This is a genomic window from Dechloromonas agitata is5 (assembly GCF_000519045.1).
Classification (GTDB): domain Bacteria; phylum Pseudomonadota; class Gammaproteobacteria; order Burkholderiales; family Rhodocyclaceae; genus Azonexus; species Azonexus agitatus.
The window spans coordinates 788,986-802,334 of sequence record NZ_KI912532.1 but is presented as its reverse complement, the minus strand read 5'-3'; the positions used below and the strand labels follow the sequence as shown (position 1 = coordinate 802,334).

Genomic DNA, 13,349 nt, shown 5'->3' with positions numbered 1-13,349 from the left:
GACTGCTCAACCGATCAGTTTCCGCTGACTGAGGTATTTCTCCAGAATCTCCAGCCGGACGAGCGGGTCGTCCAGTTCGAGCAGTTTCTGCTTGGCCAGGTTCTGGATGGGCAGGACTTCGGTGATCCGGTAGCCGACCCATTCGGCGTCGTCGTAGCGATGAGGCTGCGGGATGCGCTCCGGGCCGAGATCGCTGACGATGCGCTGGAGCAGGGGCAACAGGCGTTCGCGTTCCTGCGGCAGCGGCACGGTCGGGATTTCGGGCAGCAGTTCGACGGTGCCGGCGAGCAGGTTACCGGGGCCGATGTGGCTGTCGATGATGCGGAAGCGCCGGCCACCCTGGGCGGTGATCATCAGGATGCCGAGCTGCTCCATTTCCCAGTTGGCGATGCTGGCCAGCGTACCGACGGCGTGCGGCGTGGCCGCCTGGCCGACTTCGCCGCCCTTGTCGATCAGGCAGATGCCGAACGGGCGGTCGTCTTTCAGGCAGGCAGCGGCCATGTCGAGGTAACGTTGCTCGAAGATCTTGAGCGGCTGCAGGCCGCCGGGGAACAGGACGGTATTGAGCGGAAAGAGCGGGATGCTCAGCGTTTCGATCGAGGTGCCGCCCGGCGAGCGCATGAAATCGAACCAGCCCATCAGCGCGCCTCGCCCCAGCGTTGCATCAGTTGGTGCGCTATGCCGACCTGGTCGAGGACGCGGGCGACGACGAAGTCGACGATGTCCTGGACGCTTTGCGGGTGGTGGTAGAAACCCGGGCTGGGTGGCAGGATGACGGCGCCGGCGCGCGAGAGGCGCAGCATGTTTTCGAGATGGATGGCCGAGAACGGCGTTTCGCGCGGCACCAGCACCAACTTGCGGCCTTCCTTGAGCACCACATCGGCGGCGCGTTCGATCAGGTTGTCGGCCAGGCCCTGGGCGATGGCGGCCAGGGTGCCCATGCTGCACGGGCAGACGATCATCGCATCCGGGGGGTTGGAGCCGGAGGCGACCGGGGCGAACCATTCCTCGCGGCCGTAGACGGCCAGCTTGGCCGGGTTGGCGTGCGGAAAGCGGGCAAGCAGGGCGGCCTTGGCCTCGGCCGGGCGGGAGGGCAGGTCGAAGTCCATTTCCTGTCGGGCGACGACCTGGGAAGCCTGCGAGTAGAGTACCTGCACCTGGCAGTCGGTGGCGAGCAGGCAGTCGAGCAGGCGTAGGCCGTAAGGCATGCCGGAGGCACCGGTCAGGGCGAGGCAGACGGATTTAGACATCGGCGGTTTCCGAAGGCGGAGTTTCAGCCAGCAGTTTAGCCGCGATCAGGCCGTTGAGGGTGCCAAAGACGAGGGCTGCTCCGGCGAAAACCGGGGTGAGCAGGAAGACGCCATCGTGCGGAATCAGCCAGGCACGGGCGAGCAGCAACTGGCCGCCGATGTGAGCGAAGGCAGCGAGGATGGACAGGCTGACCGGGCCGAACCAGCGCTTCGGCAAATGCCGGGCGGCGCCGAGGGTGAGCAGGCTGAGCGTCGTGCCGGCGAGCGACAGGAAGAATCCGGGGGCGAGGAAATAACCGAGCAGCAGGCTGCCGGCCAGCACGCGCAGGCCACTGACCCAGACTGCCGTACCCCAGCCGTAGCGCAGCAGCACGACCAAGGTCACGATGTTGGCCAGCCCCGGCTTGACGCCGGGCAGCGGTGACGGAATGGCCGCATCGACCAATGACAGGCCGACCGCCGCCGTGGCCAGCCAGGCGACGCGGCGGTCTTCTTCGGTGACCTGCAGCTGAACCACCCCGGGTTGAAGCCCGGGGCCGCCTCGCTGCGGGTTGGCTGCGCCTGTTCCGTTCAACTTGCCCTGCAGGGCGTCCGTTGCGTCAGGCGCCCGGTCAATAGCTGATCGAGTCATAGACCTTGGTGCGGCCGGTGATCTGCAGGCTGACGCGATTCGGGGCACAGATGGCGATTTCGCCAGGACGCATCAGCCAGCCCTGCCGGACGCAGTACTGGCGTGGACCGGGGTCGGCCACAACGCGGGCGCGGCCGGGTTCGATGGCAATCAGTGTGGTACCGAGCGGGCCGGGGACGGCGAGTTGCCGGCGGGCCTTGAGATCGAGCTCGGCAAACACCCTGCCCTCCTGTCGCACGATGGCGCGGTCGGCCAAGCCGCCCTGCCAGAAGTGCGGGATGCTGATCCCGACCAGCGCCGCACTGACCAGGAAGACCAGCCAGTCGCCTGGCCGGGTCAGGGCCAGCCACGCTTTCAACTGCCGGCCAGCGTGCGGTGGCGGACGAGCACCCGGGCCTGGTCGGCAAATTTCCGGGCTAGCCATTCGGCCATGTAGACGGAGCGGTGCTGGCCGCCAGTGCAGCCGATGGCCACCGTCAGGTAATTGCGGTTGTCGCGGATATAGCAGGGCAGCCAGGTATCGACGAAGCGGGCGATGTCGTCGCGCATGCGGCGGACTTCCGCCTCGGCTTCGAGGAAGGCGACGACCGGCTGGTCCTTGCCGGTCAGCGGACGCAGGTCGGGGTCGTAGTGCGGGTTGGGCAGGCAGCGTACGTCGAAGACGAGGTCGGCGTCGAGCGGGATGCCGTGCTTGAAGCCGAAGGATTCGAACATCAGGGTCAGGCCCTGGCCGGGTTCGGCTTCGATGAACTGGCGCACCCATTCGCGCAGGCCGTTGGCCTTCATGCCGCTGGTGTCGATGCGGTGGCCGAGGCCGGAAATCGGCTCCAGCATGTCGCGCTCGGCGCGGATGGCTTCGACCAGCGTCTGGTCGGCGCTGGCCAGCGGATGGCGGCGGCGCGATTCGGAATAGCGCTTGAGCAGGGTTTCCTCGTTCGAGTACAGGAAGAGGAAGGTCAGGTTGATGCCGGATTCCTGCAGGCTGGCCATCTTGGCGGCGAGCAGTTCGATGCCGTGGCCGGAACGGGCGTCGATGGCGACGGCGACCTTGCGGACGGTCTCTTCCTTCAGCATGCGGGCGAGCACCGTCAGCATGACCACCGGCAGGTTGTCGACGCAGTAATAGCCGGAGTCCTCCAGCAGGTTCAGGGCGACGGACTTGCCGGAGCCGGACAGGCCGCTAATCAGGATGAGTTCCATCGGCGGGAGCATAATCAAGGCGGCGCATGCCAGCAAGCCGCGGCATAATAGTCCGCAAAAAGGAGAGAACCATGCCCCACACCATCCCCTTGCTCGATCTGCCCTTCCTGGCCGAACTGACGGCCCTGCGCCGCGATATCCACGCCCATCCGGAACTCGCCTTCAACGAGAATCGCACCGCCGACATCGTGGCGCGCGAACTGGAACGCTACGGCCTGGAGGTGCATCGCGGCATCGCCAAGACCGGCGTCGTCGGCGTGCTGCGCGCCGGCACCTCGCCGCGCATGGTCGGCCTGCGCGCCGACATGGATGCATTGCCGGTCGCCGAACTGAATGAATTTCCGCATCACTCCAAACATCCCGGGAAAATGCACGCCTGCGGCCACGACGGCCATACCGCCATGCTGCTCGGGGCGGCCCGCTACCTGGCCGAGAAGCCGGATTTCGACGGTGTCGCGGTGTTCATTTTCCAGCCCGCCGAGGAGTCGGAAGGCGGCGCCGCGGTGATGATTGAGGACGGCTTGTTCGAGCGCTTCCCGGTCGAGGCGGTGTTCGGCCTGCACAACTGGCCGGGCATTCCGGTCGGCGAGATGATGGCCATGCCCGGCCCGGTGATGGCCGGCACCTGCGCCTTCGAGATCACCGTGCGCGGCCACGGCTGCCATGCCGCCATGCCGCACCAGGGCATCGACGCCATCGTCACCGGGGCGCAACTGGTACAGGCGCTGCAGACGGTGGTCAGCCGCACGCTGCATCCCTGCGAATCGGCCGTCGTCAGCCTGACGCAATTCCATGGCGGCGAGGCGTGGAACGTCATTCCGGAAGAGGTCGTGCTGCGCGGCACCATCCGCACCTTCAAGCCGGAGGTGCAGGAAACCGTCGAGCGGGCCATCGAGCGTCTGTGCAGCGGCGTGGCGTCGGCCAACGGCGCGCAGATCGGCGTGCGGTTCGACCACCGCTATCCGCCGACCGTGAACAGTGCTGCCGAGGCGAAGTTCTGCCAGCAGGTGGCGGCCGAGGTGTTCGGCGCCGACAAGGTGCTGACCGATATCCTGCCGTCGATGGGGGCCGAGGATTTCGCCTACATGCTGCGCGAGAAACCCGGTTGCTACGTCTGGCTGGGCAACGGGCCGGGGACTGGCGGGTGCACCCTGCACAACCCGCATTACGACTTCAACGACGAGTTGCTGACCCTGGGCGCGAGCTACTGGGTGCACCTGGTCAGGCGCTGGCTGGGCCGCCCGGCGTGACGGTGCGTGGCGTCTTACGCCACGCATTGCCTTAGGAAAACCAGGGCCGAACGGCCTTACGCCGCGCTCCGTTCAAGAATGGCCAGGGTCGGCCGTTCCGCCGGTTTGCGCAGGGTCAGGTAGCGCAGGCAGCTGACCCTCAGGAAGGACGCGAAATTGTCGATTTCGCCGCGATACTCCAGCAGTTCGTCGTACAGCTTGGCGATCAGCTGGTTGGTCGTGTAGCCGTCGCTTGCCGCGATTTCGGCGAGGATGTCCCAGAAGTGGTTTTCCAGCCGGATCTTGGTGACACAGCCATGAATGCGCAGCGAACGCGAGCGCGATTCGTAGAGCATCGGGTCGGCCTTGACGTAGATCTCGCACATGGGACACCTCGCGTTGGCTGGATCAGGCTTCGATGCGGCTGCCCAGGACTTTCAGGAATTTGGCCAGCCAGTCCGGGTGGGCCGGCCAGGCCGGCGCGGTGACCAGGTTGCCGTCGACGGTCGCCTGGTCGACCGGAATGTCGGCATAGCGGCCGCCGGCGGCGACGACTTCCGGACCACAGGCCGGGTAGGCGCTGCACGAGCGGCCGGTCAGCACGCCGGCGGCGCTCAGCAGTTGGGCACCGTGGCAGATGGCGGCAATCGGCTTGCCAGCCTCGGCAAAGTGGCGGACTGCGGCGAGCACTTCGGGGTTCAGGCGCAGGTATTCCGGGGCACGGCCGCCGGGGATGACCAGGGCGTCGTAGTCGGCCGGCTTCACGTCGGCGAACGTGGCGTTGAGCGTGAAATGGTGGCCGGGCTTCTCGCTGTAGGTCTGGTCGCCCTCGAAATCGTGCACGGCGGTCTTGACCTGCTCGCCGGCCTGCTTGCCGGGGCAGACCGCATGCACGGTGTGGCCGATCATCAGTAGCGCCTGGAAGGGCACCATGGTTTCGTAGTCTTCGGTGAAATCGCCGGTAATCATCAGGATCTTCTTGGCAGCCATCGTCGTCTCCTTCGGGTTTGGGGTGGTGCGACCGATTGTGCATGCCCGCGATGTCAGGCGGGTAGCAACCGCATGCTACACGCCTAGCCGGCGATCAGCTTGCCGTCGTCCAGACGCAGGGCGTTGACCAGCAGCAGCTCGCGCTCGACCTTGGCGACCAGTGCATCGTCGGCCAGGTTGAGGAAGCGGGCATTGACGTCTACCGCGAAGGGCAGGCCGAGCACGAAGTCGGCAAAGCCGGCCCGCGCGATCTGTTGTTTTTCCAGCATGGCGAAGGAAACGATGACCTTGATCGCATGCCAGGCGAGTTGCGGGATGTTTTGCGTGAATTGGTCGACCCGGCGGAAGGCGCGTTCGAAGGCGGCGTCCACCGTATCGAAAGGCCGGCCGTGACCCGGGATGACGAGGTCGATGGGCAGCCGGGCGAGCATTTCCAGCGTCGCACGGGTATGGCGCAGGCCGTCGGCTTCGCCGAGCAGTTCCGGGAAGATGACGCCGAAACCGTTTTCCCACAGCGCGTCGCCGGAAATCAGGATGCGCTTTTCGGGGTTGTAGTAGGCCAGCGCTTCCATGTCGTGGCCGGGTACGGCGAGGGCCTGCCAGTTGAGGCCACCCATTTCGATCTCGGCACCGGCGCCGATCAGGCTGTCGTGCTGGAAACGGGCGTTCTGCTGGCCGAGCGGGGAGAGGAGCAGGGCGTCTTCATCCCAATCGGCAATGGCTGCGTGCAGGCCGGCGGGAACGATGATCTCGCAGTTGTAGGCGGCCTTCAGCGCGGCATTGCCACCAATATGATCGGAGTGCGAGTGGGTGTTGAGCAGGCGGGTCAGCGTGCGGCCGGCGAGGGTGTGGCGGACGAGGTCGACGGTCTGCGCGGCATGGGTGACATAGCCGCTATCGACCAGCGTTGCCCGGTCGCCGTCGAAGCACAGGATGTTGTTGGCCGACAGCCAGCCGCGTTCGAGGACGAGCAGGCTGTCAGGCAGGGATGCGGTCATTCCGGGGTGTCCGGGTCAGCCGTCGGGCGGGGCGGGTCGCGTGGGGGCGGGACGAGCTCGATGGCGACATCCGGCCCGCCGAGTGGCGGCCGGCCACAGCCCATGCAGACGCCGGTTTCCGGGTCGGCCATGCAGACGCCGATGCATTGGTAGAGGTCTTCGCTGGATTCAGACATGGTGAGCCGGGTCATTACGGGATGTCGCCGCCGGCGCGCTGCGTCGCGCCGCGACGGCGGTGAGGATCGCCAGGCGCGCCGTGTCGTCGAGACGCGACCAGGCGGCGATTTCGTCGAGCGTGCGGGAGCAGCCGCGGCACAGGCCGGTGGCGGCATCCATCTGGCAGACATTGATGCAGGGAGAACGAACCATTCAGATGAGCATGAAGCGATGTTGTTGGTCGCGCACCATTTCGACCGCTTCGAGGGCTTCGTCGCGGCGGATTCTGGCGAGCATGGCCAGATGCAGACGCCGGTCGCGGGCGGTTAGTTCCGGGAAATTCAGGGTGTGCGTGCTGAAATCGGCGGCAACCGGGTCGCGAACGACGCCCAGGCGGTCTACGGTGATGCTGACCGGCGTCAGGTGCAGGGCCGGTTCGGGGGATTGCAGGTAGTCGGCGAGTGCGGCGAGCAGGTGCTCTGGCATCAGGGCCTCGGCGTGCTGGCGCAGCTTGCCGTCGAGATCGGCCAGATGGCGGGTGCCGACCTCGTAGGCACTGCCGCCCGTGCTGCCGCGCAATTCCGTCAGGTGGGCGCGCTCCTGTGCCGCATCGACGCGCAGGCCTTCCCGTTCATGGCGCAGAACTTCAACGTGGGCATGGAAGGTGCGGGCCAGGCTCTCCAGCGCCTTGCAGCGCAGGCCCTGCAAGGTGTTTTCAAGCTGGCAGTTCGGCTCGATCAGGGTCTGGCCGGAAAAATAAAGCACCCGCTGCGGCACGTCGTTGCGAATCACCTCGCCCTGCTGTTCCATGCCGAGTTGCTTCTTTTCCTGCCGGCGGGCGGCGAACATGGCGTAAAAGTGGTCGCTTTCCCAACTGCACGGCTCGGCCAGGAAATCCCGTACCGCCTGGCTGCGGCCGAGCATCTGGTCGATGTCGTCGGCCGTGGCGAACAGGGCGTGCACCAGCGGGTCGTTGGCGAAAGCGTGGCGGTTGATGTCGATCGGGCCGGGCAGCGAGGCGACGAGGCCGGCGCAGTAGCCAAGGGCATGCTGGACCGGGCCGGCCAACTGCTTCTCGAAACCCGAGGCGTGCTTGAGCATCGGGTCGACCAGTTCGCACACCCGCTCCATCGCCTGAAGGACGACGGGATCGGGCGGCGGCGGAGGTTTCAGGAAATCGGCAACGGCGGAAAAAAGGTTCACAAGGTCCTGGCGCAGAGGGCCCGGCCGGCCTTGGCGCCGTTCGGGCGGTTGATGGCACTGGAGATCCAGTCGCCGATGGCTGCCAGTTTAGCCAGATCGATGCCGGTTTCAATGCCCAGTCCGTCGAGCAGGTAGACCACGTCCTCCGTCGCCACGTTGCCGGATGCGCCCTTGGCGTAGGGGCAGCCACCGAGGCCGGCGACCGAGGCGTCGAATACCGCCATGCCTGACTGCAGGGAGGCATGAATGTTGGCGATGGCCATGCCGTAGGTGTCGTGATAATGGCCGGCCAGCTTGCCGATCGGAATGCGCCGGGCACAGGCCTCGATCATGCGCTGCACCGAGGCGGGGTTGCCGACGCCGATGGTGTCGCCGAGCGACACTTCGTAGCAGCCCATGTCGAACAGCGTCTGCGCCACGCTGGCCACCTGTTCCGGTGCGATGGCGCCTTCATAGGGGCAGCCGACGACGCAGGAAACATAACCGCGCACCGGGATTTCCAGCGCTGAAGCAGCTGAGACGACGGGTTCGAAGCGCTTCAGGCTCTCGGCAATGGAGCAATTGATGTTCTTGCGCGAAAAACTCTCCGACGCGGCAGCGAAAATCGCCACTTCGTCGGCCTGCGCCGCGGCAGCACCGTCGAAGCCCTGCAAGTTGGGGGTCAGCGCCGTGTAGGTGACGCCCGGCCGGCGCTGGATGCCGGCCAGCACGGCGCTGTTGTCGCCCATCTGCGGCACCCATTTGGGCGACACGAAGGAGGTGGCTTCGATAACCTTGAGGCCGGCATCGGCCAGGCGGTCGATCAGTTCGATCTTGATTTCGGTCGGGACGACCTGTTTTTCGTTCTGCAGCCCGTCGCGCGGGCCGACTTCGACGATCTTGACGTGGGAGGGGAGGGGCATGATCAGCGATCCGGCAGGGAAAAGCGGCAGACGGGGCGGCGCCCTTGCAGGCACCGGGCGATGGGCGTAGCGTGTTCCATAAAGCCCCGTTCAGCCAAGGAGAAAGTATGACCGACGAACAAATCCGCGATTCGATCCGGCTCGGCGTGCCGTTCTTTGGCATCACCGAACGCGGCGAAATGATGGCGCGCTACCTGCCCTATGGCCCGGTGTTCAAGTGGAGCAGCAACCAGATCGTCCCGACGCCCCTGCAGGGCAGTGACCTGCTGTGGTGGCTGAAGGCGTCGGACGAGGAGGATCATCAGGAGTAGCGCGCCGGCCGGCGTTTAGTCGGCGTTTTCGAACTCGACCAGGGCGGCGCCATCGGCCACCTGCTCGCCAGCGGCGTAGCAGAAGGCCTTGACGACACCGGCGGCCGGCGCGGTGATGGTGTGCTCCATCTTCATCGCTTCGAGGATCAGCAGCGGCGTGCCTTTTTCCACGGCCTGCCCCGGTTGGGCGAGCAGGGCGACGACCTTGCCGGGCATCGGCGCGGTCAGGCCGCCGCCGTGGCTGTCGCCGGCATCGACGCGGTGCAGCGGGTCGTCACGGAGCAGGGTGACGGTGCTGCCCTGGAGGAAGATGCTGCGCCTGTCGTCCACGGCCACGACCGAGGCGATCAGGCGGCGGTCGTCGAGTTCGACGGCGAAGCGGTCGCCTTCCAGCTTCTTGCCGCGGGCCAGCGTGGTTTCGCCGGCGACGGTGATCGCCCAATGGTCGCGGCGGTAGCGCACCTGCGCATCGACCAGCGTCTCGCCATCCTTGAAGCTGATGGTGCGGGCCGACGACAGGTTCATGCGCCAGCCGTCGCGGGCGTGCCACGGCGAATGCGGGTCGCCGCTGGTTTTCGCGGCCAGTTTGGCCGCATGCTGCTCCCATAGCAGTTCGCCAACCGTGGCGACCAGTAGTGCGTCGCGCGGCACCGGCTGGGCGGCCGGGAAGAGGAAGTCCTTCTGGCGCTCGATCAGGCCAGTGTCGAGGTCGGCCCCGGCGAAGGCCGGGCAGGCCACCAGGCGCGACAGGAAGTCGATGTTGGTGGTCAGGCCGGCCACCTGGTAGTCGGCCAGCGCCTGGCGCATGCGGGCCAGGGCGCCGTCGCGGGTTTCGTCCCAGACGATCAGCTTGGCGATCATCGGATCGTAGAAGGGGGTGATCTCGTCGCCTTCCTCGACGCCGGTATCGACCCGCACGTTGATCGATTCGGCCGGCGGGGCGAGGCGGATCAGCTGGCCGGTGGCGGGCAGGAAACCCTTGTTGGCGTCTTCGGCGTAGATGCGCGCTTCCAGCGCATGGCCGCGGATTTCCAGCTGTTCCTGCTTGAGCGGCAGCGGCTGGCCAGCGGCGACGCGCAGTTGCCATTCGACCAGATCCTGGCCGGTGATCATTTCGGTGACCGGGTGCTCGACCTGCAGGCGGGTGTTCATCTCCATGAAGTAGAAGGTGCCGTCCTGCATGGCGATGAACTCGACCGTGCCGGCGCCGACGTAACCGACCGCCTTGGCCGCGGCGACGGCCGCTTCGCCCATCTGGCGACGGCGTTCTTCCGGCATGCCGGGGGCGGGGGCTTCTTCGAGCACCTTCTGGTGGCGGCGCTGCACCGAGCAGTCGCGCTCGAACAGATAGACGCAGTTGCCCAGCGTGTCGGCGAAAACCTGGATCTCGATGTGGCGCGGCTTGGTGATGTATTTCTCGATCAGCACATGGTCGTTGCCGAAGCTGGAAATCGCCTCGCGCTTGCAGGAGGCCAGCGCGTCGGGGAAATCGGCCGATTTCTCGACCAGGCGCATGCCCTTGCCGCCACCGCCGGCAGCGGCCTTGATCAGCACCGGATAGCCGATCTGGTCGGCCTCCTTGTGCAGCAAATCCGGCGTCTGGTCATCGCCGTGGTAGCCCGGGGTGAGCGGCACGGCGGCCTTGCCCATCAGCTTCTTGGCTTCCGACTTCGAGCCCATGGCACGAATAGCCGAGGCCGGCGGGCCGATGAAGGTGATGCCGTTGGCGGCCAGCGCCTCGGCGAACTCCTCGTTCTCGGACAGGAAGCCATAGCCCGGATGTACCGCTTGCGCGCCGGTGCGCTTGCAGGCTTCGATGATCTTGTCGGCGACCAGATAGGACTCGCGCGCCGCGGCCGGGCCGAGCAGCACGGCCTCATCGGCCAGACGGACATGGCGGGCGTTGGCATCGGCCTCGGAATAGACGGCGACGGTACGGATGCCCATGCGGCGGGCGGTTTTAATCACCCGGCAAGCGATCTCGCCCCGGTTGGCAATCAGAATCTTGGTAAACATGTATTTATTCCCCCATCCAGCTGGGCTGTCGTTTGTCGAGGAAGGCGGCGATGCCTTCGCGGGCTTCCGGCGTGGCGCGCAGGTGGGCGATGCGGTGGGCGGTTTCCTCGACGAGGGTTTCGTTGATCGGCTGGTGATTGACGGCGCGGATCAGATCCTTGGCCGCCGCCTGGGCGAGCGGCCCGCCTTGCAGCAGACTGGCGACGATTTCCTGCACCTTGGCGTCGAGCGCGTCCGGTTCGACCGTTTCATGCACCAGCCCGATTTCGCGGGCGCGGGCGGCGTCGATGCGTTCTGCGCTCTGGAAATAGCGGGTGGCCTGACGCGCGCCGATGGCGCGCAGGACGTAGGGCGAGATGGCGGACGGGATGATGCCGAACTTGACCTCGGAGGTGGCGAACACCGCCTTGGTCGAGGCCACGGCAACGTCGCAGGCCGAAGCCAGGCCCATGCCGCCGCCGAGCGCCGCGCCTTGCACGCGGGCGATGGTCGGCTTCTTCATCTCGGCCAAGGTGCGCAGCATGCGGGCCAGGGTGCGGGCATCGTTGAGGTTGTCGTCGATGCCGTTGTTGGCGGCGCGCTTCATCCAGTTGAGGTCGGCACCGGCCGAGAAGCTCTTGCCGCGACCGGCGAGGACGACGACGCGCACGTCGGCATCGTCGTCCAGCGCGACGCAGGCGGCGGTCAGTTCGGCAATCAGGGTTTCATCGAAGGCATTGTGCAGGTCCGGGCGGTTCATCCAGATCGTCGCGACCGGGCCGTTCAGTTCAATTTCGAGGGCGGTAAACATGGTGGGCTCCTTACATCCGGAAGACGCCGAACTTGGTTTCTTCGGCCGGGGCGTTCATCGCGGCCGACAGGCCGAGACCGAGTACGCGGCGGGTGTCGGCTGGGTCGATGATGCCGTCGTCCCACAGGCGCGCCGAGGCGTAGTAGGGGTGGCCCTGGGTTTCGTACTGCTCGCGGATTGGCGCCTTGAAGGCGGCTTCTTCTTCGGCCGACCAGGTCTTGCCGGAGGCCTCCAGACCGTCGCGCTTGACCGTGGCCAGTACGCCGGCGGCCTGTTCGCCCCCCATCACCGAGATGCGCGCGTTCGGCCACATCCACAGGAAACGCGGCGAGTAGGCACGGCCGCACATGCCGTAGTTGCCGGCGCCGAAGCTGCCGCCGATGACCACGGTGAATTTCGGCACCTTGGCGGTGGCGACGGCGGTCACCATCTTGGCCCCGTCGCGCGCGATGCCGCCGTTTTCGTATTTCTTGCCGACCATGAAGCCGGTGATGTTCTGCAGGAAGACGAGTGGGATGCCGCGCTGGGCGCACAGCTCGATGAAGTGCGCGCCTTTCTGCGCCGATTCGCTGAACAAGATGCCGTTATTGGCGACGATGCCCACCGGATAGCCGTAGATGCGGGCAAAGCCGCAAACCAACGTGTTGCCGTAGCGGGCCTTGAATTCGTCGAAATCGGAGCCGTCGACCAGGCGGGCGATGATTTCGCGCACGTCGAAGGGCTTCTTCGAGTCGGTCGGGATCACGCCGTAGAGTTCTTCGGCGGCGTAGAGCGGCTCGGCCGGCGCGGCGAGGCTGACCGGCGGCTGTTTCTGCCAGTTCAGATCCTTGACGATGCGGCGGGCGATAGCCAGCGCGTGCGCGTCGTTTTCCGCCAGATGGTCGGCCACGCCGGAAATACGGGTATGCACATCGGCGCCGCCGAGGTCTTCGGCCGAAACGACTTCACCGGTGGCCGCCTTCACCAGCGGCGGGCCGCCGAGGAAGATGGTGCCCTGGTTCTTGACGATGATCGACTCGTCGCACATGGCGGGGACGTACGCGCCGCCCGCCGTGCACGAACCCATCACCGCGGCGATCTGCGGGATGCCCTTGGCCGACAGGTTGGCCTGATTGAAGAAGATGCGGCCGAAGTGTTCCTTGTCCGGGAAGACCTCGTCCTGCATGGGCAGGAAGGCACCGCCGGAATCGACCAGATAGACGCAGGGCAGGCGGTTTTCCAGGGCGATTTCCTGGGCGCGCAGGTGCTTCTTGACGGTCAGCGGGTAGTAGGTGCCGCCCTTCACGGTGGCGTCGTTGGCCACCACCATGCATTCGACACCCTGGACGCGGCCGATGCCGGCGATGACCGAAGCGGCCGGCACGTCGCCGCCATACATGCCGTAGGCGGCGAACTGGCCGATTTCGAGGAAGGGCGTGCCGGGGTCGAGCAGGCCGTTGACCCGCTCGCGCGGCAACAGCTTGCCGCGGGCCAGGTGCTTCTGGCGTGCCGCTTCCGGGCCACCGAGGGCGATTTTCTCGACCTTCTCGTGCAGGTCGTCGACCAGCGTGCGCATGGCCGATGCGTTGGCCTGGAAGTCCGCGCCGCGCGGGTTGAGTTGGGATTTCAGGATGGTCATGTCTCCTCGCTTCTTTTCTGTGTGCGTTGCCTGAAAAATCGGGTGAATAAATGCT

At 66.3% G+C, this 13,349-nt stretch carries 17 protein-coding genes; 2 read left to right on the top strand and 15 right to left on the bottom strand.

The features are described 5' to 3' along the window. Window positions 1-6 precede the first annotated feature (6 nt). The 5 genes from K420_RS0104010 to rapZ all read right to left on the bottom strand — a co-directional run bounded on the left by K420_RS0104010 (window position 7) and on the right by rapZ (window position 3,081). Complete coding sequence (locus K420_RS0104010) at window positions 7-639, bottom strand: LON peptidase substrate-binding domain-containing protein (RefSeq protein ID WP_084019549.1); 633 nt, start codon at window positions 637-639, stop codon at window positions 7-9. Then, complete coding sequence (locus tag K420_RS0104005) at window positions 639-1,250, bottom strand: flavin prenyltransferase UbiX (RefSeq protein WP_027456916.1); 612 nt, start codon at window positions 1,248-1,250, stop codon at window positions 639-641. The genes K420_RS0104010 and K420_RS0104005 overlap by 1 nt, the downstream gene beginning before the upstream one ends. Next, the gene (locus K420_RS0104000) at window positions 1,243-1,758 is read right to left on the bottom strand and encodes a Gx transporter family protein (RefSeq protein WP_232422818.1); all 516 of its coding nucleotides are present in this window, start codon (window positions 1,756-1,758) and stop codon (window positions 1,243-1,245) included. The genes K420_RS0104005 and K420_RS0104000 overlap by 8 nt, the downstream gene beginning before the upstream one ends. 103 nt (window positions 1,759-1,861) lie before the next feature. After that, a complete protein-coding gene (locus K420_RS0103995; protein WP_035854491.1) occupies window positions 1,862-2,239 on the bottom strand; it encodes a NusG domain II-containing protein in 378 nt (125 codons plus the stop codon). Next, the gene (rapZ, locus tag K420_RS0103990; RefSeq protein ID WP_027456913.1) at window positions 2,236-3,081 is read right to left on the bottom strand and encodes an RNase adapter RapZ; all 846 of its coding nucleotides are present in this window, start codon (window positions 3,079-3,081) and stop codon (window positions 2,236-2,238) included. The genes K420_RS0103995 and rapZ overlap by 4 nt, the downstream gene beginning before the upstream one ends. Window positions 3,082-3,152: 71 nt before the next feature. On the opposite strand from rapZ, the gene K420_RS0103985 reads away from it, so the two are divergent. Next, a complete protein-coding gene (locus K420_RS0103985; protein WP_027456912.1) occupies window positions 3,153-4,331 on the top strand; it encodes a M20 aminoacylase family protein in 1,179 nt (392 codons plus the stop codon). 56 nt (window positions 4,332-4,387) lie between these two features. Here K420_RS0103985 and K420_RS0103980 read toward each other — a convergent pair whose 3' ends face one another. From K420_RS0103980 to K420_RS0103950, 7 genes are all read right to left on the bottom strand, one after another. Next, complete coding sequence (locus K420_RS0103980; RefSeq protein ID WP_027456911.1) at window positions 4,388-4,696, bottom strand: ribbon-helix-helix domain-containing protein; 309 nt, start codon at window positions 4,694-4,696, stop codon at window positions 4,388-4,390. A 22-nt stretch (window positions 4,697-4,718) separates the two neighbouring features. After that, the gene (locus tag K420_RS0103975) at window positions 4,719-5,300 is read right to left on the bottom strand and encodes a DJ-1/PfpI family protein (RefSeq protein WP_027456910.1); all 582 of its coding nucleotides are present in this window, start codon (window positions 5,298-5,300) and stop codon (window positions 4,719-4,721) included. 83 nt (window positions 5,301-5,383) lie between these two features. Continuing rightward, window positions 5,384-6,298, bottom strand: coding sequence for an MBL fold metallo-hydrolase (locus K420_RS0103970; protein WP_027456909.1), 915 nt, complete (start codon window positions 6,296-6,298; stop codon window positions 5,384-5,386). Further along, window positions 6,295-6,474, bottom strand: a complete 180-nt coding sequence (locus K420_RS0103965) for a DUF1289 domain-containing protein (RefSeq protein ID WP_035854488.1) — start codon at window positions 6,472-6,474, stop codon at window positions 6,295-6,297. The genes K420_RS0103970 and K420_RS0103965 overlap by 4 nt, the downstream gene beginning before the upstream one ends. Then, entirely contained in the window at window positions 6,467-6,667 is a 201-nt protein-coding gene (locus K420_RS18070) for a DUF1289 domain-containing protein (protein WP_035854482.1), read from the bottom strand. The genes K420_RS0103965 and K420_RS18070 overlap by 8 nt, the downstream gene beginning before the upstream one ends. Then, on the bottom strand, window positions 6,668-7,657 hold the full coding sequence (locus tag K420_RS0103955; protein WP_157274995.1) for a hypothetical protein: 990 nt from the start codon (window positions 7,655-7,657) through the stop codon (window positions 6,668-6,670). Continuing rightward, a complete protein-coding gene (locus K420_RS0103950) occupies window positions 7,654-8,559 on the bottom strand; it encodes a hydroxymethylglutaryl-CoA lyase (RefSeq protein ID WP_027456906.1) in 906 nt (301 codons plus the stop codon). The genes K420_RS0103955 and K420_RS0103950 overlap by 4 nt, the downstream gene beginning before the upstream one ends. Before the next feature lie 107 nt (window positions 8,560-8,666). Between K420_RS0103950 and K420_RS0103945 the strand changes: the two genes are divergently transcribed. Beyond that, on the top strand, window positions 8,667-8,870 hold the full coding sequence (locus K420_RS0103945) for a hypothetical protein (protein ID WP_027456905.1): 204 nt from the start codon (window positions 8,667-8,669) through the stop codon (window positions 8,868-8,870). Window positions 8,871-8,885: 15 nt separating this feature from the next. Here the strand turns inward: K420_RS0103945 and K420_RS0103940 are convergent, their stop codons facing one another. From K420_RS0103940 to K420_RS0103930, 3 genes are read right to left on the bottom strand one after another with little or no spacing between them, the layout of a single operon-like run. Continuing rightward, complete coding sequence (locus tag K420_RS0103940; protein ID WP_027456904.1) at window positions 8,886-10,886, bottom strand: acetyl/propionyl/methylcrotonyl-CoA carboxylase subunit alpha; 2,001 nt, start codon at window positions 10,884-10,886, stop codon at window positions 8,886-8,888. A gap of 4 nt (window positions 10,887-10,890) precedes the next feature. Next, window positions 10,891-11,676: an enoyl-CoA hydratase/isomerase family protein gene (locus tag K420_RS0103935; protein ID WP_027456903.1), complete on the bottom strand. Its 786-nt coding sequence runs from the start codon at window positions 11,674-11,676 to the stop codon at window positions 10,891-10,893. A gap of 10 nt (window positions 11,677-11,686) precedes the next feature. Beyond that, window positions 11,687-13,294, bottom strand: coding sequence for a carboxyl transferase domain-containing protein (locus K420_RS0103930; protein WP_027456902.1), 1,608 nt, complete (start codon window positions 13,292-13,294; stop codon window positions 11,687-11,689). Between the last annotated feature and the right edge of the window lie 55 nt (window positions 13,295-13,349).

Coding starts and splice junctions, on each gene's coding strand:
- K420_RS0104010 (WP_084019549.1), bottom strand. CDS start 639: ATGGGCTGGTTCGATTTCATGCGCTCGCCGGGCGGCACCTCGATCGAA.
- K420_RS0104005 (WP_027456916.1), bottom strand. CDS start 1,250: ATGTCTAAATCCGTCTGCCTCGCCCTGACCGGTGCCTCCGGCATGCCT.
- rapZ (WP_027456913.1), bottom strand. CDS start 3,081: ATGGAACTCATCCTGATTAGCGGCCTGTCCGGCTCCGGCAAGTCCGTC.
- K420_RS0103985 (WP_027456912.1), top strand. CDS start 3,153: ATGCCCCACACCATCCCCTTGCTCGATCTGCCCTTCCTGGCCGAACTG.
- K420_RS0103980 (WP_027456911.1), bottom strand. CDS start 4,696: ATGTGCGAGATCTACGTCAAGGCCGACCCGATGCTCTACGAATCGCGC.
- K420_RS0103975 (WP_027456910.1), bottom strand. CDS start 5,300: ATGGCTGCCAAGAAGATCCTGATGATTACCGGCGATTTCACCGAAGAC.
- K420_RS0103970 (WP_027456909.1), bottom strand. CDS start 6,298: ATGACCGCATCCCTGCCTGACAGCCTGCTCGTCCTCGAACGCGGCTGG.
- K420_RS0103965 (WP_035854488.1), bottom strand. CDS start 6,474: ATGTCTGAATCCAGCGAAGACCTCTACCAATGCATCGGCGTCTGCATG.
- K420_RS18070 (WP_035854482.1), bottom strand. CDS start 6,667: ATGGTTCGTTCTCCCTGCATCAATGTCTGCCAGATGGATGCCGCCACC.
- K420_RS0103950 (WP_027456906.1), bottom strand. CDS start 8,559: ATGCCCCTCCCCTCCCACGTCAAGATCGTCGAAGTCGGCCCGCGCGAC.
- K420_RS0103945 (WP_027456905.1), top strand. CDS start 8,667: ATGACCGACGAACAAATCCGCGATTCGATCCGGCTCGGCGTGCCGTTC.
- K420_RS0103940 (WP_027456904.1), bottom strand. CDS start 10,886: ATGTTTACCAAGATTCTGATTGCCAACCGGGGCGAGATCGCTTGCCGG.
- K420_RS0103935 (WP_027456903.1), bottom strand. CDS start 11,676: ATGTTTACCGCCCTCGAAATTGAACTGAACGGCCCGGTCGCGACGATC.
- K420_RS0103930 (WP_027456902.1), bottom strand. CDS start 13,294: ATGACCATCCTGAAATCCCAACTCAACCCGCGCGGCGCGGACTTCCAG.